Genomic DNA, 20,565 nt, shown 5'->3' with positions numbered 1-20,565 from the left:
TTGTTCCGCGCTCGTCTTTTCAAAGGCCGATCGGACATCACCCTGATCCGGCACAGCGAGGCAAAGATCGCCGGAATTGCTGAACGCGGAGAGCATCTTACGCAGCTGATGAGGCACACGAATGATCGTGCTGGCATGTCGACCACACGACGCAAAGCAACAGGAGGAAAGTTGTGACAGGATCGTACCCAAAGGGCCCTACGTCCGCTCCGACCATCCCGGCTACCGGCAACGGTGCAGTTCGCCTTCCCGGTGAGGTGGGCGGTAGCGGCGGCAGCGCAAATCCCTCCTTGGACATCGGGCAGCTTCTCGATAATGGCCCTTGGACCGTCGTCCAGAAGCTCGTCGTCCTCATGGCCGCCATGTCGATCATCATGGACGGGTTCGATGGGCAACTGATTGGCTTCGCCGTCCCGGTTCTGATCAAGGAGTGGGGCGTTACCCGCGGCGACTTTGCTCCCGCACTTGCGGCCGGGCTGGTCGGAATGGGAATAGGAAGCGCCTTCGCCGGTCTACTCGCTGACCGGTTTGGACGACGCGGGGCCGTGATCGTCAGCGTGATGGTCTTCGGGCTGGCGACCTTCTGCATCGGCTTCGCAGAAAACCTCTGGCAGATCGGCGCCTTGCGATTTATCGCGGGGCTAGGCATCGGCGGCGCCTTGCCAAGCGCCACCACCGTCGCGGCGGAATTCACACCCGCGCGGCGTCGGACGCTCGCCATTACCGCGACCATCGTCTGCGTCCCGCTTGGAGGCATGCTCGCCGGCCTGTTCGCCGGTGTAGTCCTGCCAAATCTCGGTTGGAGGGCCCTGTTCTTTCTTGGCGGTGCTCTGGCCGTGCTCCTGGGCTTCATTCTGCTGTTCATTCTCCCAGAAACGCCCCGCTTTCTGGTGCGCCGGCCGGCACGATGGGAAGAGCTGCGCCGGCTCGTCGGACGCATGTCGCGACCAGTTCCGGCCGATATTGTCTTCACAGATTTGGGCGAGCAGCAGATCGGGAAGCGCGAGGGCCTGCTTGCCTTGTTCGAAAACGGCCGGGCGCGCGACACGATTGCGCTCTGGTGCGCCTTCTTTCTCAATTTGCTTGCCGTATACAGCGCCTTCACCTGGCTGCCGACGATGTTGACTTCCGAAGGGCTCGACGTCGCGATCGCCGGATCCGGTCTAACGGCTTACAACTTCGGGGGCGTGTTCGGCGCACTGATATGCGCCATGACCATCACGCGGTATGGTTCGCGCTGGCCGCTCCTGCTGTGCAGCCTTCTGGGTGCCGCCACCGCGCTTTACCTGACCGGCGTGAACACCAAGCTGGAGACGGGCATCCTGATAGCCGGGTTCGGCGTGCAAGGCTTTTTCGCCAATGCCGTGCAGTCGACCATGTATGCCGTCTGCGCGTACGTCTACCCGACGACGGTCCGGGCCACCGGCACGGCCTCCGCCCTCGCCTTTGGTCGGCTTGGGGCCATCCTCAGTGCCTTTGCCGGTGCAACGGTGATCACGATCGGCGGGAAGGATGGCTATCTCCTGATGCTGGCGCTCGCCATGATCGGTCTCGCCCTCTCGCTTGCTTTCGTTGGCCACCACATCCCCGCGCGCAAACCATGACGAGGATCTCACCCGTTTCCATATGGGATTTGAGGCGGCTCGCCCAGCGCCGCCTCCCGAGAATGTTGTTCGATTACGTTGAAGGCGGCGCAGAGGACGAGCGAACCATCTCGGAAAACGTAGAGGCTTTCAGTAAGATCAAGCTGCTGCCGCAACGCCTGCGGGACGTCAGCAAGAGAACAACTGGCGTCGATCTGCTGGGCACCAGGATCGCCGCACCGCTCGTTGTCGGACCGACGGGCCTGAACGGAGCCATCTGGCCGAACGGAGACACAGCGCTCGCAATGGCCGCCAAGCGGGCCGGCGTTCCATTCGCCCTCTCGACGGCCTCCAACGAGCGGCTGGAGACAGTCGCAAAGGTCGGAGGCGAACTCTGGTTCCAACTCTACGTCGTCCATCGGCAGCTCGCTGAAAGTCTCGTTGATCGCGCAGCGAACGCGGGCTACGGCGCGTTGGTCTTGACTGTCGACGTGCCCGTCAACGGAAAGCGCGAGCGAGATCTCCGCAACGGGTTTCAGATACCGTTTCGCTATTCGGCCCGCACGGTCTTTGACGCTCTTACGCATCCGCGATGGACAGCCAGGCTACTCATGAATGGTTCGCCAACGCTCGCAAATCTGGCCAGCGACAACGCAAATACGCTTGAGGCGCAGAATGCTCTTTTGCGGCGCGAGATGGACGCGAGCTTCGATTGGGACGATCTTGCCCGCCTTCGCGATCGCTGGCCACGACGCTTACTGGTCAAGGGCGTTTGCAATCCGGAAGACATCGCGCGTTGCTTCGCGATCGGCGCCGATGCGGTGGTGATATCGAACCATGGTGGGCGACAGCTCGACGATGCCGCTCCCCCCATGGAGATCCTGTCCCAGGTCCGCCATCTCGGACCGGTCCTGGTCGACGGTGGCGTGCGTCGTGGCTCCGATATCGTCAAAGGCGTTGCTCTAGGCGCGAAAGCGGTGCTGCTCGGTCGATCCGTCCTTTACGGATTGGCCGTGGGCGGCGAGGCCGGAGCATCCAAGGCACTGAGTATTCTCTTCGACGAGATCGACCGAACGCTGGCGCTCATCGGCTGTGCCGCGGCCTCTCGCCTGAACGACTCATTCATTCATCGCGACGACCACTCGCGAGCAAGCGAACGCGCCGGACCCGTCGACGACCCAATGGACTGAGAGAGGAACCGTCAATGCGAACACAAGTGGGGATTATCGGAGCAGGTCCCGCTGGATTGCTCCTTGCTCAAATATTGCATTTGAACGGCATCGAATCGGTCATCGTCGAAAGCCGGTCGCGAGACGAAATTGAAAGGACGATTCGGGCCGGCGTGCTCGAGCAGTCGACGGTGGATCTCATGACGGAGATCGGCGCCGGCGATCGTTTGAAGCGCGAGGGTTTTGTGCATGGCGGCTTCGAGTTACGTTTTGCCGGCATGGGGCATCGCATCGACCTTCAAGACTTGACGAATGGCCGCAGGATCACCGTTTATCCTCAGCATGAAGTTCTGAAAGACCTCATTGCGCTTCGGTTGGGTACCGGCGGCCCTATTCATTTCGAAGCCAAGGCAACCGGCATCGAAGGCCTGACCGCCGAGCAACCCGTCGTCCGTTTCACCACCAAGGACGGCGAGACACGAGAGCTGTTCTGCGACTTCGTCGCCGGATGTGACGGCGGCTACGGCGGAAGCCGCGCCGCGATTCCGGAGCAGTTGGTCCGCCACGACTACTTCCGAGCCTATCCGTTCGGCTGGTTCGGCATCTTGGCCAAGGCGCCTCCATCATCCGAAGAACTGATCTATGCCCATCATGAACGCGGCTTTGCGCTGATCTCGACGAGGTCCCCGGAAGTGCAGCGCATGTATTTCCAGTGTGATCCCACCGACAGTGTCGATAGCTGGTCCGATGACCGGATATGGAACGAGTTGCAGACGCGGGTGGGCGGCGACGGGTTCGAACTCAAGACGGGCCCGATATTTCAAAAAGGAATCATTCCACTCCGCTCCTTCGTCTGCGAGCCGATGCGGCATGGCCGACTATTTCTTGCAGGCGACGCCGCACACTCCGTCCCTCCGACCGGTGCCAAGGGCCTGAATCTGGCTGCCGCGGACGTGCACGTCCTCGCCCAGGCCCTGGCCTCGTACTATTCCAATCGATCAACCGCGCTTCTGGACGCTTATTCGCCCACGGCGCTTCGGCGGGTGTGGCGAGCCCAGCACTTCTCGTGGTGGATGACGTCGATGCTTCACCGATTCCATGAGGGCCCCGAATTCGACGTGAAGCGCCAGATCGCAGAGCTCGAGTTCGTGACTTCGTCCCGGGCCGCCGCGACAGCTCTCGCCGAGAACTATGTAGGGCTGCCATTGGCGTGAAACGCCGAATTGGCCCTGATCGGCAAGGGTCTGGTCCTCAACTGTCACGGAGCCCGTGGGCAAGCGGATCATCATTCATGGCGCCTGCGCACCGAACGCGCCCCCGGCCGCCTGCAATACCTTGATCGAAATCCGGCAGGCAGAGGCCGCCGGGTGGTATCGGCGCGAGAAAGGCACCGTTTGGCTTGACCGCGGTGGCGAAGCGATGGTGGGCCGCCGTCCGCGTGCCTAGAGACCCTGATCTCGTTTGGTCCACAATAATGTGGATAGCGAATACTACGCGGCCCGGTCGATAGTTCCCGAAACCAAACCGGGCATCAGCATGTCTGCAGCGAGACTTCGGAACAACTACCCCGGCGCCAGCCGAAACAGTCCCGTGCCTTGAGGAACTTCCAGCACCACGGGGCCACCAGTGCCTGACGCTCATGAGTGCGCAAGGGGATTGCAACGTTTCCTCGCGCCATCAAAGGTCGGGCCAGCGGCAAGCACAAGCTGAGTTTGCGATTGAGTTCAGGCAACAAGGCATCCCAGCGCCTTTCGCGCCCCAATCGCCATCGAACCGAAAGCGCAAGATGATTGCTTCAGACTTGAATTGCACCGATATCGCGAGACTTGTTTCTTCCAAGCAGGTTACAGCTGTCGAGATCGTGGGAGCCTTGATCGACAGAGCAGAAACGCTCCAGGGCTACAATGCCTTCGCGTCGCTGAATGCCGAGGCGGCGCTGTCGGCGGCCGCCGAAGCCGACCGCATCACCGCCTCGGGAGAGGCAGTCGGTCCCCTTCATGGCGTCCCATTATCGTTCAAGGACAACATCAACGTACGCGGCTATCCGACGACAGCTGGCACACCAGCCATGCGTGACTTTCGCCCCGAGGAGGATGCGCCAGTCGCCAAGGCGTTCAAGCTTGCCGGCGCAATCGTTTTCGGCAAGAACAACATGCACGAGCTGGCTTATGGCGCGACAACAAACAACGCTCTCTTCGGGCCCTCGCTCAATCCTTTCGACACCAGACACGTCTGCGGTGGATCGAGCGGAGGAAGCGCCTGCGCCGTCGCCGCCCGGATGGTGCCGGCAAGCATAGGCACGGACACCGGCGGTTCGGTCAGAGTACCCGCCTCCTTCTGCGGGCTGTGGGGTTTCCGGCCGACGCCGGGTCGCTGGCCGCGAACGGGCATCGTTCCAATATCCATCACACGCGATACGCCCGGCCCTATCACCCGCTCACCCAGCGATCTCGCTCTCCTCGACAGCGTTGTGGTCGGTGTACCGCAGGTTCCCAGGCCGCAGGTACTCAGCGGACTGAGAATTGGGATTGCCAACGATCTGTTCTGGAGCATGGCCGATCTTGAGGTTTCCGCTATCTGCGAGCGAGCGTTGCGGCTCCTGGAGCAGCTTGGGGCCGAACTGGTGCCTGTCAAGGCAAGTCAGTTGCTGCAGCACCATCTCGCATCGACAACGACGATCGCGGTTTTCGAAGGAAAGGTGACCTTGCAGGAGTTCCTTGATGCCCATGCGGTGGGGCAATCGCTCGAGGCCGTCGCCAAAGGCATAGCTGCAAGCGATGTTCGCGCGATACTGATGAGCCAATTGGGTGCCGAAACGGCGATACCCGACGCAACCTATGCCGAGGCGCTCAGCGTTCATCGCCCCGCGATACAGGAAATCTACCGTCGCCTCTTTCGTGACAATTCTCTGGACGTGCTTGCATTTCCCACCTCGCTGATCGCCGCGCCGCTCATAGGCGAGGATGAGACGGTGATGTTGAACGGCAAGCCGGAGCCGCTGTTCCAGACCGCAATTCACAACACCGATATCGGCAGCAACGCGGGCATTCCCGGTATAACCATCCCTGTTGGATTGACCAGGCGAGGCTTGCCCGTCGGACTGGGGCTCGACGCCGCGGCAGGAGCGGACCGGCTTCTGCTCGACATCGCGATCGAACTGGAGACCCATTTCCCTGCGCTGACACCGTCCTTGCCGAACTGATCGAAAGGCGATGTCGCCTGCGATGGTGTCGGTTCCGCTGGAAAAACGATGCCAAATGTCTGTTGGAAGCCCCTCGATCTCCACTTCCTGAAAAATTGCATTGATCGGCACGTCCGCATGCGGCAGGGTATGCGTTTATTGCTTCATTAGCGACGGCTTGCGGTAACTGCGAGGCGGGAGTGGTTGGTCCTATATACGACATGACGTCGGACGAAGTGCGCATCTTTGCCAACATCGTCGGTTCTCTTTCTGCTCAAAATTTGAAGGACGCTGTCCGCGAGGTCGTGTTTCCTGACATCCTGACCTTGCTTCGAGCAGATGTGCTGGCGTCCTTCGAATGGGACAAGCACAGCAAATCCTATTGCAAGCCGTTCATGATAAATCAGGCCCCCGAGAACGTCGCACGGTACCAGAAGTGGTTTCAGTACCGCGATCCGATGACGGACAAGCTGCGCGATCTCCGGCGCCCGGCGCATGTGGCGGAAGTCATCTCAAAACGCGAACTGAACAAGACCGAATTCTACAACGATTTCCTCGCGCGCGATGGAATGCAGCACGGCGTCAACCTGTTCATGCATCGCGACGGTCGGGAACTCGCTGATTTGAGGGTTTGGCGGACCAAGTCCCGCCCCGATTTCGGCAACCGGGAGCTCGATCTTCTCGCGGCCCTTGCGCCCTTCGTGCGGCGTGCCCTGTCGATAGCGCCAGGAGTTAGCCTGGAACAGCTGACGGACAGGGAGCGCGACGTCGCATTGCTTGTCGCGCGCGGCTGCTCCGACAAGGATATTGCTCGCGTGCTGAACATCGGCTTCGCTACGGTCCGCACGCATCTGGGCAATTGCCTGTCGAAGCTCGAATGCTCCAACCGCGCCGAGATCGCGGCTCACGTGGCAAGACTTTCGAATTGACAACGCCCACGGCGATCACTCGCCGCCGCCCGGCATCGTTATTCGACCAGCGCTATCACGTCCATGGTTTGTCGCAGCAGTGTTTTCGTGTAGTCTCCGCCTGCGGCTCGGTGAAAATTCGCTCGACAGTCTCGGCTTCCGCGATCCTGCCTCTGTCCAAGACAACCACACGATCTGCAAGGCTGCGCACCACAGCCAGGTCATGGGTCACGAAAAGCAACCCTAGGCCCTCGGACATCAACTGCCTGAGCAGTTCGACGATTGTCGCCTGGACGGAGACGTCCAGCGCCGAGGTTGCCTCGTCGCATACAAGCACGTCCGGTTTGCAGATCAGCGCCCGGGCTATCGCCACTCGCTGTCCTTCACCTCCAGAAAGTTCGTTAGGAAATCTCGAGGCAAGGCCCGCCGCAAGACCAGCCCATGCCATCGCGGCGTGAACCTCGCGGAAGGTGTCTTTCCTCCGTTCGGGAAAGAAGTGCCTGAACGCGACCGCTCACAAGGCTCCCCCTGCAGGCGCGCGCCTGGCTGGCGCTCATAGCGAAAACATCTTTCCCGCCGATGGAAACGCGGCCGCCGGTGATCCTGGATCCCTTGCTTGCAAAAGCCAGAAGGGCACGTGCAATGGTGCTCTCGCCCGAACCGCTTTCACCGACCAGTCCCATCACCTGGCCGGGAGCAATGGAAAAGCCGATGTCCTTGACGATGAGCGTTCCATCGTCGAGTGCGACGTTCAAACCGCTAACGGAAACACCAGTCATTGTTCGGTCTTTTCCGTCCGTCCGATAGCCCGCGCCATCCCCTCGGCGAAGAAGTTGCCGCCGATGGACAGGACGGCGATCGCGCTGATTGGGGCAAGAACAGCCCGGGGCTGGATTGTGAGCGAGTTGCGGCTCTCGTTGACCATGAGTCCCCAGTCGGCGTTTGCCGACGGCCGCCGAAAAGCATTTAGGCTTTATTATCGCGCCAAATAAAGCGTGGTAATTGACATCAGGCGTGCATCGTATGTATCAATATGCTTATACAACTACAAATATGAATTCCCGTGCATAACGTCGATCCTTATCTGTCATCTGTTGATGGATGCGTCGACGCTCGACAATTCTTTGTAGAGAAGTTGACCGTCCTCTCGGGTGCGAAAAACTCCTCTAACTCTTTGTTCTCACGCAATTCTTGGCGAAAAGCCATTTCACGCTCTTCCCGGAATAGCTCTCGACCACGCCTTTGGACAACGGAGCAGGAAACACTTTCAACATAGCCGGGGGGCAAAATATGTCGAAATCTATAGGGGCCTATCGAAGGACAATCCTGGCAGCCGGCGCGATGGCGTTTGCCGCGATACTGAGCTTTACCTCGCCGGCAGTGGTCGCCGACGCGCCCGCGCCGCTTCATCCCCTCGACGTGTCGATCCTGTTCCCGGCGCCGAAAGACGCGGCCGACCTTGTCAATTTCATTTCCGTCGCGGACTTGGCCGACGCCAGCGGCACGCCACTGGTTTCTGTCCCGCGGTTCCAGGAGTTTCTGGCGATCGCGGCCGGTGATGCCAGCAAAATCGCTGTCCCTGGCGGACCACCGGCACAGATCGGTCTCCCGGATGGTGTCGAGGATATCAAGAACTGGTTCATCGCCGGCATCCGTGTCGATGTCGGCGCGCCAGGCCTGTCGAAAAACATCATGACAGCGTTCGGCCAGATTCCGCAGGTCCGCCTGATCCTGCAGCCCGTGACTATTGAGGACGGCAAGCTCAAAATCCACGACCGCGCCGCTCATATGATCTTCAGTTTTATCGGAGGAATACCGAAACCACAGGAGATTTGCATAAAGCAGCCGCTGCCTAAGGTCGATCCCGACTTCATTCATTTTCGAGCGACGCTCGCCGCCTTCGTGTCGCTGCGCGACGATCTGGCCAAAGGGACCTTTGGAGCCACGCCGATCACCACGCAGGGTCTTCTCGATATCCATCCCGCGCTCGCGGACCCCAAGGCGAGGAAACCATTCCGTGATCGTCTGGTGGAAATCCTGGACAAGAACCTTTCGGCTGGACAACTCGGCTCCATGGCAGCCATGGGATTGCCGAAATCCGACCCCGAGCCATGGATTTTCATCGCCATGCAGAGGCAACCCGGCACGGGGAAATTGGTGGCGGTTCCAAGCCCGGCGCTCGATGGCAACGCAACTGCCGAATTGGTACGGTTTTTCGGAGACAAAGTGATCCCGGCCCCCATCTCCGACAATTTGAATGAGACCATGACGATTTGCTCTCGACCGCCAAGCGATCGCAAAGGCGTTTCCACGGCGACGTTGCTCAAGGCGTCACCGACCGAGCAGGACACGATAACCCTGACGAATATCATCGCCGATCCGTCGAAGAGCCATTTCTTCAACACCGATTGTGTCAGTTGCCATACGGAGACCCGGCTGCTGAGAAGCAAGTCTCCGACGACCAAGATCGAAGGCGTAGCGGACACGGTGCTCCCGAAAGACAGATGGAACGTGCGCAACTTCGGCTGGGGGCGTGAGGCCGGCGGCGACATGAGGCCGACGATCACCCGGCGCACCGCGACCGAAACCGCTGAGGTGGTGAAGGCTGCGAACGCGTTGCTGCAAGCGCAGTAATCGGCGAGCCGGGAGATTGCGTTCGAGAGGCGACGATGAAACTCCGGTCGGCATTGCGAAAACTCGGACGGGGCGTCCTCAAACTGGGGCTGATCGCTATCGTGGCGATCGCCGCAGCGGTTCTGGTCCTGAGTTATGCCCCGGACCGTGCCCGGTCCTTCCTGGCCTTCAGGGGCAGGATCGTGGAATTCGCTTCAGCGCTGCTTCCACCGCCGCTTGTGGCCGAGCGGCCGCGGAAGGGTTGCGCCTGGCTCGACCAGAACTGGTCGGCCGAGGACCGGGCCTGGTTCCACAACGTCTCGCAGGGCACCGCGACCTTCCCGGTGCCCTACCCCTGGTTCCAGCAGCTCGAACGCCCGGAAATCAGTCCGTTCGACCTGGTGGCGCGCCGCGGCCTGATCAGCGACCCCGACTATCTGGGCCGGCTCGGCTTCATGGCGCCGCGCGATTGCGATCCAAAAGCGGGCAGCGACAAGCCGCAGGGTTATGGCACGCTTCCGGTCGGTTTCGCCGTGCTCAAGGCCGGTACCGATCCAACAACCGGCGAAGGATTCGAAGCCGGGCTGGGGCTGACCTGCGCGGCATGTCACACTGGCCACATCTTCTACAAGGGATTCGAGCTGCGCATCGATGGGGCGCAGGCGATGATCGACCTGCAGAACCTGGAGCGGATCATCGGTCTGTCGATCTGCTACACGGCCAAAGCCCCCTGGCGCAAAGACCGCTTCGTCGATGCTGTCGTTGCTTCTGCGGGCAGTGGGCAGGATTATCCGGCAAGGGATAAGGTCGCGACGGAGATCAAAAGAATCTGCGACAACGAGGTCTTCGGCAAGGTCACCGCCGAAAGGAACATCCTTGCCCGCCAGCATATGGTCCATACGGAGGAAGGTTTCGGCCGGCTCGACGCGCTCAACCGTATCGGCAACCAGGTGTTCCACGACAACCTCGTCAACCCGCTGAAGCCGGAAGAGCCGGCTGTACCGGAGAGTGAAGGCGGCCTGTCGCAGGCCGCGTTGGACGCCAATTTTTCCGCCCATACCGCGCCCGTCAGCTTCCCGCCGATCTGGGACGTCCCCAATTTCTCCTGGGCGCAGTACGACGCCTCGATCCTCAATCCCAACATCCGCAACATCGGCGAAGCCATGGGTGTCACCGCCAAGATCAATATGACCAACCCGGAGCGCCCGCTGTTTGCGTCGACGGTCCATGTCGCCGAGATCGCAAGGATCGAGAGCATGCTGCAGGGCCGCAAGCACATGGATGGGATGCCAACCAGCTTCGATGGCCCACCCGAGCCGCTGGCAGCGCCGCGGTGGGATGATGCTGCGAGCAAGCTCAAAGCCATGAAGGGCTGGGATGCCGGAGACGATGAAAAGTGGCGTACCCACCCCGAAGTGGTGGCCGAAGGCCGCAAGCTCTATCGCCAATTCTGCTTCGAATGCCATCGCGCGCCGTTGCGCGACCCCGGGATTTCGGCTGACGACCCGGACTCGTTCTGGCGGGAGAAAAACAGCGACCAGACCGACGGCCCTGCGAACGACAACAACTGGGTTCGCGTCGGCAAGGAATGGCCGCCCAACGCAGGCCCCAAGGAATGGCTGTTCAATGTGGTGCAGAAGCCGGTTGCTCATATGGGTACCGATCCCGAACAGGGCCGCGTGCTCACCGAACGGCAGGTGAACGTTCCGAAATATCTCGGCTTGGATCTCAACGCGGAGGTTTTCAACGACTGCTCTTTGAAGGCCAGCGCGGTCTTGAAAAAATCCTATGTCGTCAATCTGATGGCGGCGGTCAGCAGGACCGAGAAGCAATGGGACAAGGACCCCAGGCGTGCCGACGGCAGCGCGATGTCAGGGCAAGAAGCCGCTGCGCTCCGCAGCGAAAGACCGAATTGCCCAAACCCGAAGGTCTTCAAGCCCATGCGGCCGGCCAGCGACAAGGATACGGCGCAAGCAGCAAGCGATTCGACCGAAGTCACCTATCTTGCCACGCCGCATTATCGCGCCCGGCCGCTCGACGGCGTCTGGGCGACGGCGCCCTATCTGCACAATGGTTCGGTTCCAACTCTTGACGATTTGCTCAGGCCGCAGGCCGACCGGCCACAGGTCTTCTGTGTCGGCCCGGTGGAATTCGACCCGGAAAGAGTGGGCCTGCCCGTCCCTGTCGCCACCAAACTGACGACCACTGAATGTGAGGCTGGGTTGACCCGGTTCGACGTGCGGCAACGGGGCAACTCCAATCTCGGCCATTCCTTCGAAGGTCTGCCGAATCGCTCACCACCACCTGGTGTTCTTGGCCGCCAACTGCTCAACCGCGAACGTTCCGCGTTGATCGAGTATTTGAAAACCCTGTAAAGACGGCTTGTTCGATTCCTGTCGGGACCACCAGGTTTCAAGAGCCTGGAAGTGCCGTACCTCTGGACGAAATCAGCCCGTTGAAGGGGACGAAGACATCACGCCCTCATGCACACCCTTGATAAACGTCGGGCCGCGAGAGTGAGCGGGAAACCTCGCTTGCATTGGCATTTCGGCATTCGTCTGCTGCATTGGCTGACCGTGGCCGCGCTCGCGGCGCAAATCGCCATTGCCTTCGGGCCGATGCGGGGGCCCGGCATGACGATGATGAACTGGCTGCCGCTTCACATGTCGATCGGCGTGACGATCCTGGCCATCATCGTCCTAAGGCTTTGCTGGCGCGGTTTCACCCAGGCCCCCGTCAGGCCGACTTCACGGTTCGTGCGGCTGGCGACGGCTTTCTTCCAAATGGTTCTCTACGTCACGATCCTAGCCGTCGTGATAACGGGATGGCTGGGCTACCGGCCTATGCCCTTCATGCCCCCCGCACGACTTTTTGGAACCTTGCCTGTGCCGCTGGCGCCATACGTTGGCGCGCTGTCGGCAAGGGGTTTCGCGTTCGTCCATCAGAAGCTGGTCTGGATGATGCTTGGGCTTGTCGGCATTCACGTCCTGGCTGCCATGGTGCATCTGGTGCTGTTGCGCGATGGTGTCATGCGAAGCATGGTTCTCGGCCGGCCGAACACGGCCTCGCGCGAATGAAAATGCTGGTGCGGTCGACGATGCGGACGATGGCTCAAGCCGTCGCCCACAACCCTCCCGCGACGATCGCCGCATAGCGTGCAGCCTTGCCTGTTGCGACAAGAGCGACGAACACGCCAAGGTTTACGCGTGCGGCGCCCGCGGCGAGGGTGAAAGCATCGCCGACGACCGGCAGCCAGGCAAACAACAGCGTCCATTGGCCAAAGCGCCGGAAGGTCCTGCATGCCTGTTCATAGCGATCCGCGGTGACAGGAAACCAGCGCCTGTTGCGCAGTGTCTCGATGCCACGCCCCAGACCCCAGTTCACCACGGAGCCGAGCGTGTTGCCGATGGTCGCCACCACAAGGAGCAGCCAAGGGTCACCGCGGCCGGAGACGATCAGGCCGGCGAGCACAGCTTCCGACGAAACCGGCAGGATGGTTGCGGCGAGGAAGGCACTGAGGAACAGTACGCCATAGAGCGCCACCACGCCGGACTAGGCCTGCACGTCGACGACGCCCATCATGCCGAGCTGCTCATGCTCGAGGATGTGGCAGTGATACATCCTCGGCCCCGGCCGATCCTGCCGCAGCAGCAGCCGCACCGTCTCACCGCGCGCGACATTGACGGTGTCTTTCCAGGCGCGATAGGCCGGCTTTGACACGTTGCCGCCGCGTTCGTGCTCGATCACCTGGAACTGCGTCCCATGCACATGGAATGGATGATCCATGTCCGCCTCGTTGACGATCTCCCAGAGTTCGACCTGCCCAGCCCTGGCGACGACGTCGATGCGCTGCATGTCGAAAGCGGCGCCGTTGATCAGGAACCCCATCTCCATGCCGCTGGCGTTCATGGCCATGGTTTCGGTGAAGACAAAGCGGCGGCTGACCGCCGGGGCGCCGAGCTGCGCGATCGGCCGCAGCCTGTCGGGCAGTGGCGGGACCGACTCGGCAGGCGTCTCCGAGACACTGACCGTCAGCAGCGTCAGCCCGGCATCGGCAGGGCGTCCGGGACCCATCCAGCCGCGGTCATAGTCGAGCGTGGTAAGCGTCGCCGCGCCGGGCTTGTCGAAAGAGACCACCAGTTCAAGCCGTTCCGCCGGGCTGAGCAGGATGTCGCCGGCGGCGACCGGGGCCTCCAGCAGACCGCCGTCCGTTCCGATGATCGTCATCGCCGCGCCGTCGAAGGAGAGCCGCAGAAAGCGCGCGTTGGTGGCATTGTAGAGCCGGAAGCGCCGCTTCGCGCCAGAAGGCACCGTCAGTGTGGGATTCTTCTGCCCGTTGACCAGCACATGGTCGCCGACGCGCCCGTTCATCAGGTCTGTCATCGTGTTGCCGGGCAAGGTGCCATCGGCCGCAAGGCGCAGGTCGGTGAACACCAGCACCGTATCGCCATAGGCGGCCGGGACCGGATCGGCCTTCGGCTTGACCACGAACGCGCCGGCAAGGCCGCGATAGACCTGCTCGGCGGTCTTGCCGTGCGGATGCGGGTGATACCAATAAGAGCCGGCACTGCCTTCCGGCAGATCGAAACTATAGGTTCGATCGGTACCGGTGGCGACCGGGTTCATCGGGTTGCCGTCCTGATCGGCCGGCACCGGCATGCCGTGCCAGTGGATGGTGCTTGCCTCGTCCGCGATCCGGTTGGCGAAGGTGATCTCGACGCGATCGCCCTCGACTGCCTCGATCAGCGGCCCGGGGCTAGTGCCATTGTAGGCGAGGATCGGCGTGTCCAGTCCCTGCGCAAAACGCGCCGTGGCGGATCCCGCCGTCAGCGTCGCCTTGAACAGGCCGGGCGCGCTTGCCTCGTTCGCCAGCAGGGGCAATTCGCGCAACGCCTCGCCCTCGGGCAGAACGACCGTACCTTGCGGCGCGGTGCCCATATCGTGGCCCGCGTGACCGCCCATCTCCATGCCGGGCATGTCGTCCATCTTCATCTGGGCAACGGCGCGCTCGCTCACAAGAACCGCCGCAAGACCTGCCGCCAGAAAACCGCGCCGATGCATCTTTCATTTCCTCGATCAGACGTTGAACACCGAAGGGCGCCCCTAGGAGACTGCCGACGCCCCGCCAGGTCAATGCGGCGTTGGGCCGCCTGATCGGTTCGCCGCCCATAGTTCCTTGACATCGGGTATTTATCCGAAATTATGTAGGAAAGAAGGATCGCAGGCATGACGGGAATCACGCTTTCGGGTGTATCGAAGCACTTCGGCGCAGTCGAAGTGATCCGCGACGTGAGCCTGGACATCGAGCCGGGAGAACTGGTCGTGTTTCTCGGTCCGTCCGGTTCCGGCAAGACGACGCTGCTGCGGATGATCGCCGGCCTCGAAAGCATTGACGTGGGCACGCTGACGATCGACGGGGTGCGCTCGGAGAACCTCGCGCCGGGCAGGCGCAACGTTGCGATGGTCTTCCAGAACTATGCGCTTTACCCGCATATGACCGTCGCGGAGAACATGGCCTTTGGGCTGAAGAATATTCGGGTCGCGCCGGATGTCATCCGCCACCGGATCGCCGAGGCTGCGCGTATCCTGGAGATCGAAGCGCTGCTTCATCGGCGGCCGTCGCAGCTCTCCGGCGGGCAGCGCCAGCGCGTGGCCATCGGGCGTGCGATCGTCAAGGAGCCCAAGGCATTCCTGTTCGACGAGCCGCTCTCCAATCTGGACGCGGCACTCCGAGCCCGTACACGCGTCGAGCTTGCCGAGCTGCATCAGCGTTTGAAGTCGACGATGATCTACGTCACCCACGACCAGGTGGAAGCGATGACGCTCGCCGACCGTATCGTGATCCTCAACAATTGCCGGATCGAGCAGATGGGAAGGCCCGTCGATGTCTATGCACGTCCGGCGTCGCGATTCGTCGCGACCTTCGTCGGGTCTCCGGCGATGAACATCCTGCCTGTCACGGTTTCGGGCTCGGGCGACAGGCTCAATGCGCGCTTGACGGACGGATCACTCGTCGGACTTCCCGGCGCGCCGGCCAACATGGATTGGCGCGAACTCGGCGTGCGGCCGGAATCGCTGACTGTCGTCTCCGATGGCAATGAAACATCCGCCACGGCCACTGTCGTCGAGCGCCTTGGCGAGCGAACGCTCGTCTATGCGCGGCTCGCGGATGGGACGCAGGTGACGGCACAGGATCGCGGGCTTTCGAGCGTCAAACCGGGCGACACCGTTCGGCTGAAGTTCGACACCGCAGGCCTGCACCTCTTCGCCGCGGATGGATCGGCCTGGCACGCGGGCGCCGACGGGGCCTGAACCCGTGCCCTCCGGCATTGCGGTGCACTTGCCGGCGCCTTAGCCCTTGATACCTGCCGACAGCGTTATCGCTTCGGTTACCCGGCGCTGGAAGAAGAGGTAGGCCAGTGCCACCGGCAGGCCGGCCAGTACGGCTGCCGACAGCTGGCGCGCGTAGTAGACGCCGAAGGCGTCGTTGACCTGCGTGATGCCGACAGTGATGGTCATCATCTCGGTGCGGGTCACCGAGAGGAACGGCCACAAGAAAGCGTTCCATGTCCAGATGAAGCAGACGATCGACAGCGCCGTCGTCACCCCCCAGTTCATCGGCATGTAGATCTTGAAGAGGATCCCGAATTCGGACGCATTGTCCATGACCGCGGCCTCGCGAAAATCCTTCGGGACCTGATCGAAGAACTGCTTGTACACGATGATGATGACGGGGTGGATGAGCTGCGGCAACATGATTCCGGCCCAGCTGTTGAGCAGGCCAAGGTTGGCAACCAGCACGAAGTGATTGATGATCAGCGCCGAGATCGGAACCATGAAGGAGGCGAGGATCAGCCACCACAGCGCGATCCGCCCCGGGAACCGCAATTGCGAGATTGCATAGCCGCACAGCATCGAGATGAAGATGGTGATGACCGTTACGCCCACCGCGACCGCCACCGAGTTGACGTACCAGATGCCGATCTGCGTGGTGGTCAGGGCGCTAACGTAGTTCTCCAGCGTCGGCGTCTCGGGCCAGAGTTCGATGTAGGGCCGAATGACCTCGTCGTCCGGTTTGAGCGATGAGATCACCCCCCAATAGAGCGGGAATGCCCAAAGGAGGGCCCAGACGACCGTCAGTGCCGTGATTATCCCGCCCCAGAAGTTCCAGCGTCGCGCGGCCATGGCATTCATCGGCGCCGCCTTTCGGCGAACCGGAGCAGTTGGAATTGCAGGACCGAGACGACGACCACAAGCACGAAGAGGGTGACGGCGACAGCCGCCGCCCTGCCTCCCTGGTTCTGCTGGAAGGCCTTCTGGAAGACGTAATAGACGAGCACCATATTGTCGTTCGGCCGGCCGCCGATCGAGAACAGATAGACCTGGTCGAAGATCTTGAGCTGCAGGATGAGCTGGATGGTGAACACCAGCGAGGTGATCGGCCACAGCAGCGGCCAGGTGATACGCCGGAACGTGGTCCATCGCGTCGCGTTGTCGAGCGCCGCGGCTTCGTAGATTTCCGCCGGTATGGACCGCAGTCCGGCGAGGAAGAGGAGGATCGAGAAGCCCGCGGTCCACCAGATCGTCACCCCGGCCACCGCCGGCAGGAACCAGACGCGCGACTTGAAGACCGGTACGCGCGGGATTCCCAGCCAGTCCAGCACATGCATCGCGATCCCGAACTGGAAATTCAGCGTCCAGTCCCAGATCAGATAGACGACGGACACCGGCAGGATGTAGGGCAGGAAGAACAGCGCCAGCACGATCGACTGGAACCTTCCCTTGAGCCGCGACACGCCAAGCGCGATCAGCAGGGCGATGAATGTCCCGGGGACGACCGTCATCAGCACGAAGTAAGCGGTGTTCCAGAGCGCGCGCCGGAACATCGGGTCGTTGTCGAGCCGTAAATAGTTGTCGAAACCTACCCACCGGCCCGCGCCGATCAGCGGCGCATCGGTGAAGGAGATGCGGAACATCTGGACCGTCGGATAGACGAACGCCAGCAGGTAGATCGCCAGGAAGGGAGCGACCAGCACCAGCGCGACAAGACGTTCAGTGCGGGAGTTGCGAAGCATGGCTCTTCCTCAAGGATGGCTGGGACCGTTCTGGGCAGGGCGGTCCCAGTCTTTGAGCTCTACATGCCGTTCAGCTCTTCCTTGATGGATTTCACCGCCTCGGCCGGATCCATCTCTCCGTTGAGGGTCGGCACGAAATAGTTGGACATGATGTCGAAGATCGGCCCGGCGACACCGGCTTTGGGCGACTTCGGATCGAAGATCATGTTGGCCGTCAGCGTCGAGTAGGTCGCATTGGGCTCCATTGCCTTGTATTCGGCCGACTCGGTGACCGGCTTGTATGCCGGGATGTGGCCTGCCGTGGCCCAGAACAGCGAGTGCTTGTCCATCCATGAGATCACCTCGAGGACGGCGGCACGCTTTTGCGGGCTGATCTCCTTGCCCTTGTTCTTCGGGATCGCGAAAGAATGGCTGTCCGCATAGGTGCATGGCTTGTCGAAGATCACCGGGATCTCGACGGCGCCCCAGTCGAACAGCTTGCCCTGCTTGGCGAGGTCGGTCATCGTGGGAACTTCCCAGACGCCGTTGATCATCATCGCTGCCTTGCCCGAGGTGAACAGGGCGACGGTCGCAGGATAGTCCGTATAGGTCGACTGCAGCCCGGCCTTCGTCCAGCCTTGCAGAACCGTCAAGGCTTTCGCCAGCTTTTCGGCATTGTCGCCCGCGAGGAACTCCTTGCCCGTCAGAAGTTCTCCGCCCTGCTGGCACACCAGCGAATAAATGGTGCGGTACATGAAGTTGCCGTCGGCGGTGACGCTCCCCAACGGGAACTCGACGCCGGCATCCTTCAACTTCTGCAGTGTCGCGGTGAATTCCTCCTTGTTTTTCATACCCAAGGGACGGCCGTCGTCGCCGAGCACGCCTGCCTTCTTCAGGAGGACGCGATTGTAGTACAGGACGATCGGATGGGTATCGAGCGGCACTGCGTATTGCTTGCCGTCGACCGTCACGGCGCCCATCGTCGTCTGGGCGAAGTCCGCGGCCGAGAGACCCATCTTGCTCATGTCGTCGGCGGTGATTTCTTCGAGAATGTCCTGGCTCACCGCCAAGGGGATGCGGCTGGCGTGATAGGTCATGACGTCAGGCGCCTCACCGACCGCGGCCGAGGTCTGCACCTTGGCGTAGAAGGGCGTGCCCCACTCCAGCGTCGTGGCGTCGATCTTGATCTTGCCGGCATGGGCGGCGTTGAAGTCGGAGATCATCTGCTTCATGCGCACACCGTCACCGCCGCCGAGGAAATCCCACCATGCGACGGTTTCTTCGGCCTGGGCCGCGACGGCCCAAAATCCTCCGGCCGCTACCACCGCTATAGCCATCATCCTGCGAAAGTTCATCTCAGCTTCCTCCCGAGTACGGCGGTTAGATCCGCCTTGAACATTTCAATGCTACACCAAACCGAACCACCTGCAACGGATTTTGCGATACATATCCGATGTCAGGATATTAACTCAGAGCGTCACGCGCACCATCGAGTAGGAGTGCGGCGGCAAGTTCAGCGTCATTCCCTTGCTACTGAGCGCCGCCCCGTTGCCTTTGACCGGCGATACGTTGTCCGGCGCATCCTTCGTGTTGCAGGCCTCGAGATCGTCATGACGGATGATCGTGTGCTCGATGGACTTGGCGGCGAACCGCTCGAGGGCGATTTCGGCCTCTATCGTCTCGGACCCGTGCCGGTTGATTGCAAAGAAGGTCAGCGTGCCGGCGTTCGAATCGTGCACGCCTGCAATGTCGAGCCACGGCACCTTGTCGGCCGCGGCCGCGTCATAGGTGGGTACCTCGACCGCGAGCTGCAGCGCGGTGCCACGGCCGTGCCTGGAGGCCAGCATGAAGGGCCAGTAGATCGTCTGCCGCCAGGCGCTGCCGCCGGGATCGGTCATGATCGGCGCGATCACGTTCACCAGCTGTGCAATGCAGGCGATGCGAACAACATCCGACCGGCGGATGAAGGTGTTGATGATGCAGCCGACCTGCAGCACGTCCTCGAAATTGTAGATGTCTTCCAGGAGCCTGGGCGCTTCCGGCCAGTCCCAGCCGCGCATGCGCTCGGCGTCCTGCTTGCGCTGGTGGTACCAGACGTTCCACTCGTCGAAGGAGATCTTCACGTCCCGCTTCGAGCGGGTCTTGGCCTTAACGTAGTCGATAATGCCGGCGACCGTGCCGATGTAGCGGTCGAGCTTGGCCGGAAGAGCCAGATACTCGGCCGTATTCTTCTCGTAATTCTCGAAATACATGTGGAGGGAGATGTAGTCGACCTGCTCGTAGGTCGCTTCCAGCACGGTTGCTTCCCACTGCGGATAGGTCGGCATGTTGGAATGCGACGAGCCGCAGACGACCAGTTCCACCGTGGGGTCGAGGCCGCGCAGCGCCTTGGCGGTCTCGTTGGCGAGATGGCCGTATTCGCTCGCCGACTTGTGGCCGACCTGCCAGGGGCCGTCCATTTCATTGCCGAGACACCAGAGGCGGCAGTTCCAGGGTTGCGCGCGTCCGTTCTTGGCCCTGAGGTCGGACCAGTAGCTGCCGCCCGGGTGGTTGACATACTCGACGAAGGCCCGTGCCTCGTCGAGGCCGCGGGAGCCGAGATTGACGGCAAGCATCATCTCGGTGCCGGCTTTTTCGGCCCAGTCGGCGAATTCGTGGATGCCAACCAGGTTCGGCTCGGTGGTACGCCAGGCAAGATCGAGCCGCCGCGGGCGGTTCTCCTTCGGACCGATGCCGTCTTCCCAATTGTAGGCGGACACGAAGTTGCCACCGGGGTAACGGCAGATCGGCGTGTCGAGCGCACGCACCAGCTCAATGACGTCCTTGCGCATCCCCTGTGCGTCGGCTTGCGGATGTCCGGGCTCGTAGATGCCCGTATAGACCGCCCGGCCGAGATGTTCGAGAAACGAGCCGTAGAGGCGTTTGTCGATATCCGCGACGGCATAAGCCGCGTTCGCCGTGACTCTGGCCTTCATGATCCCTCCCACTGCGGATTATCAATCCGACTTTCCGATTTATATCCGGGTCATGGGTCAGTTAAGGGCGGAGTTCGTCCGC

General features: G+C 61.7%; 17 protein-coding genes and 1 pseudogene. 9 read left to right on the top strand and 9 right to left on the bottom strand.

The genetic code is table 11. The features are described from left to right. Positions 1-290 precede the first annotated feature (290 nt). The 5 genes from JG746_RS07975 to JG746_RS07955 all read left to right on the top strand — a co-directional run bounded on the left by JG746_RS07975 (position 291) and on the right by JG746_RS07955 (position 6,862). Positions 291-1,604 (top strand): MFS transporter, encoded by a 1,314-nt coding sequence (locus JG746_RS07975; RefSeq protein WP_244730704.1) that lies wholly within the window; start codon positions 291-293, stop codon positions 1,602-1,604. Further along, positions 1,601-2,773, top strand: coding sequence for an alpha-hydroxy-acid oxidizing protein (locus JG746_RS07970; protein ID WP_202357649.1), 1,173 nt, complete (start codon positions 1,601-1,603; stop codon positions 2,771-2,773). Before JG746_RS07975 ends, JG746_RS07970 begins: the two co-directional genes overlap by 4 nt. A 14-nt stretch (positions 2,774-2,787) precedes the next feature. Continuing rightward, positions 2,788-3,966, top strand: coding sequence for a 4-hydroxybenzoate 3-monooxygenase (locus JG746_RS07965; RefSeq protein WP_202357648.1), 1,179 nt, complete (start codon positions 2,788-2,790; stop codon positions 3,964-3,966). Positions 3,967-4,538: 572 nt separating this feature from the next. Further along, on the top strand, positions 4,539-5,954 hold the full coding sequence (iaaH, locus tag JG746_RS07960) for an indoleacetamide hydrolase (protein WP_202357647.1): 1,416 nt from the start codon (positions 4,539-4,541) through the stop codon (positions 5,952-5,954). A gap of 179 nt (positions 5,955-6,133) precedes the next feature. Then, positions 6,134-6,862, top strand: a complete 729-nt coding sequence (locus tag JG746_RS07955; RefSeq protein WP_202357646.1) for a response regulator transcription factor — start codon at positions 6,134-6,136, stop codon at positions 6,860-6,862. 55 nt (positions 6,863-6,917) lie between these two features. Here the strand turns inward: JG746_RS07955 and JG746_RS37640 are convergent. The 3 genes and pseudogenes from JG746_RS37640 to JG746_RS07940 form a co-directional block, all read right to left on the bottom strand. Beyond that, a pseudogene (locus JG746_RS37640) lies at positions 6,918-7,295 on the bottom strand (ATP-binding cassette domain-containing protein); the annotation flags it as partial. Then, positions 7,243-7,620, bottom strand: a complete 378-nt coding sequence (locus tag JG746_RS37815; RefSeq protein WP_202357644.1) for an ATP-binding cassette domain-containing protein — start codon at positions 7,618-7,620, stop codon at positions 7,243-7,245. The gene JG746_RS37815 and the pseudogene JG746_RS37640, both read right to left, overlap by 53 nt. Then, entirely contained in the window at positions 7,617-7,766 is a 150-nt protein-coding gene (locus tag JG746_RS07940) for a hypothetical protein (RefSeq protein ID WP_202357643.1), read from the bottom strand. Before JG746_RS07940 ends, JG746_RS37815 begins: the two co-directional genes overlap by 4 nt. Before the next feature lie 365 nt (positions 7,767-8,131). On the opposite strand from JG746_RS07940, the gene JG746_RS07935 reads away from it, so the two are divergent. From JG746_RS07935 to JG746_RS07925, 3 genes are all read left to right on the top strand, one after another. Next, complete coding sequence (locus JG746_RS07935; RefSeq protein ID WP_202357642.1) at positions 8,132-9,475, top strand: hypothetical protein; 1,344 nt, start codon at positions 8,132-8,134, stop codon at positions 9,473-9,475. 35 nt (positions 9,476-9,510) lie between these two features. Then, entirely contained in the window at positions 9,511-11,829 is a 2,319-nt protein-coding gene (locus JG746_RS07930; RefSeq protein WP_202357641.1) for a di-heme-cytochrome C peroxidase, read from the top strand. Positions 11,830-11,937: 108 nt separating this feature from the next. Further along, a complete protein-coding gene (locus tag JG746_RS07925; protein WP_202357640.1) occupies positions 11,938-12,531 on the top strand; it encodes a cytochrome b/b6 domain-containing protein in 594 nt (197 codons plus the stop codon). 34 nt (positions 12,532-12,565) lie between these two features. Here the strand turns inward: JG746_RS07925 and JG746_RS07920 are convergent, their stop codons facing one another. Both JG746_RS07920 and JG746_RS07915 read right to left on the bottom strand, forming a co-directional pair. Continuing rightward, the gene (locus JG746_RS07920; protein ID WP_202357639.1) at positions 12,566-13,000 is read right to left on the bottom strand and encodes a YqaA family protein; all 435 of its coding nucleotides are present in this window, start codon (positions 12,998-13,000) and stop codon (positions 12,566-12,568) included. Positions 13,001-13,006: 6 nt separating this feature from the next. Then, positions 13,007-14,515 (bottom strand): multicopper oxidase family protein, encoded by a 1,509-nt coding sequence (locus JG746_RS07915; RefSeq protein WP_202357638.1) that lies wholly within the window; start codon positions 14,513-14,515, stop codon positions 13,007-13,009. A 165-nt stretch (positions 14,516-14,680) separates the two neighbouring features. Between JG746_RS07915 and JG746_RS07910 the strand changes: the two genes are divergently transcribed. Further along, entirely contained in the window at positions 14,681-15,766 is a 1,086-nt protein-coding gene (locus JG746_RS07910; protein ID WP_202357637.1) for an ABC transporter ATP-binding protein, read from the top strand. A gap of 39 nt (positions 15,767-15,805) precedes the next feature. Here JG746_RS07910 and JG746_RS07905 read toward each other — a convergent pair whose 3' ends face one another. The 4 genes from JG746_RS07905 to arfA all read right to left on the bottom strand — a co-directional run bounded on the left by JG746_RS07905 (position 15,806) and on the right by arfA (position 20,483). Then, positions 15,806-16,648, bottom strand: a complete 843-nt coding sequence (locus JG746_RS07905) for a carbohydrate ABC transporter permease (protein WP_202357636.1) — start codon at positions 16,646-16,648, stop codon at positions 15,806-15,808. After that, positions 16,645-17,529, bottom strand: coding sequence for a carbohydrate ABC transporter permease (locus tag JG746_RS07900; protein ID WP_202357635.1), 885 nt, complete (start codon positions 17,527-17,529; stop codon positions 16,645-16,647). The genes JG746_RS07905 and JG746_RS07900 overlap by 4 nt, the downstream gene beginning before the upstream one ends. Positions 17,530-17,588: 59 nt before the next feature. After that, positions 17,589-18,863, bottom strand: a complete 1,275-nt coding sequence (locus JG746_RS07895) for an extracellular solute-binding protein (RefSeq protein ID WP_202357634.1) — start codon at positions 18,861-18,863, stop codon at positions 17,589-17,591. Positions 18,864-18,977: 114 nt separating this feature from the next. Then, positions 18,978-20,483, bottom strand: coding sequence for an arabinosylfuranosidase ArfA (arfA, locus tag JG746_RS07890; protein WP_244730698.1), 1,506 nt, complete (start codon positions 20,481-20,483; stop codon positions 18,978-18,980). Between the last annotated feature and the right edge of the window lie 82 nt (positions 20,484-20,565).

Origin of the sequence: Mesorhizobium sp. 113-3-3 (genome assembly GCF_016756495.1) — a bacterium.
GTDB lineage: Bacteria > Pseudomonadota > Alphaproteobacteria > Rhizobiales > Rhizobiaceae > Mesorhizobium.
The sequence above is the reverse complement of the archived record's forward strand: the minus strand, read 5'-3'. Positions and strand labels throughout refer to the sequence as shown.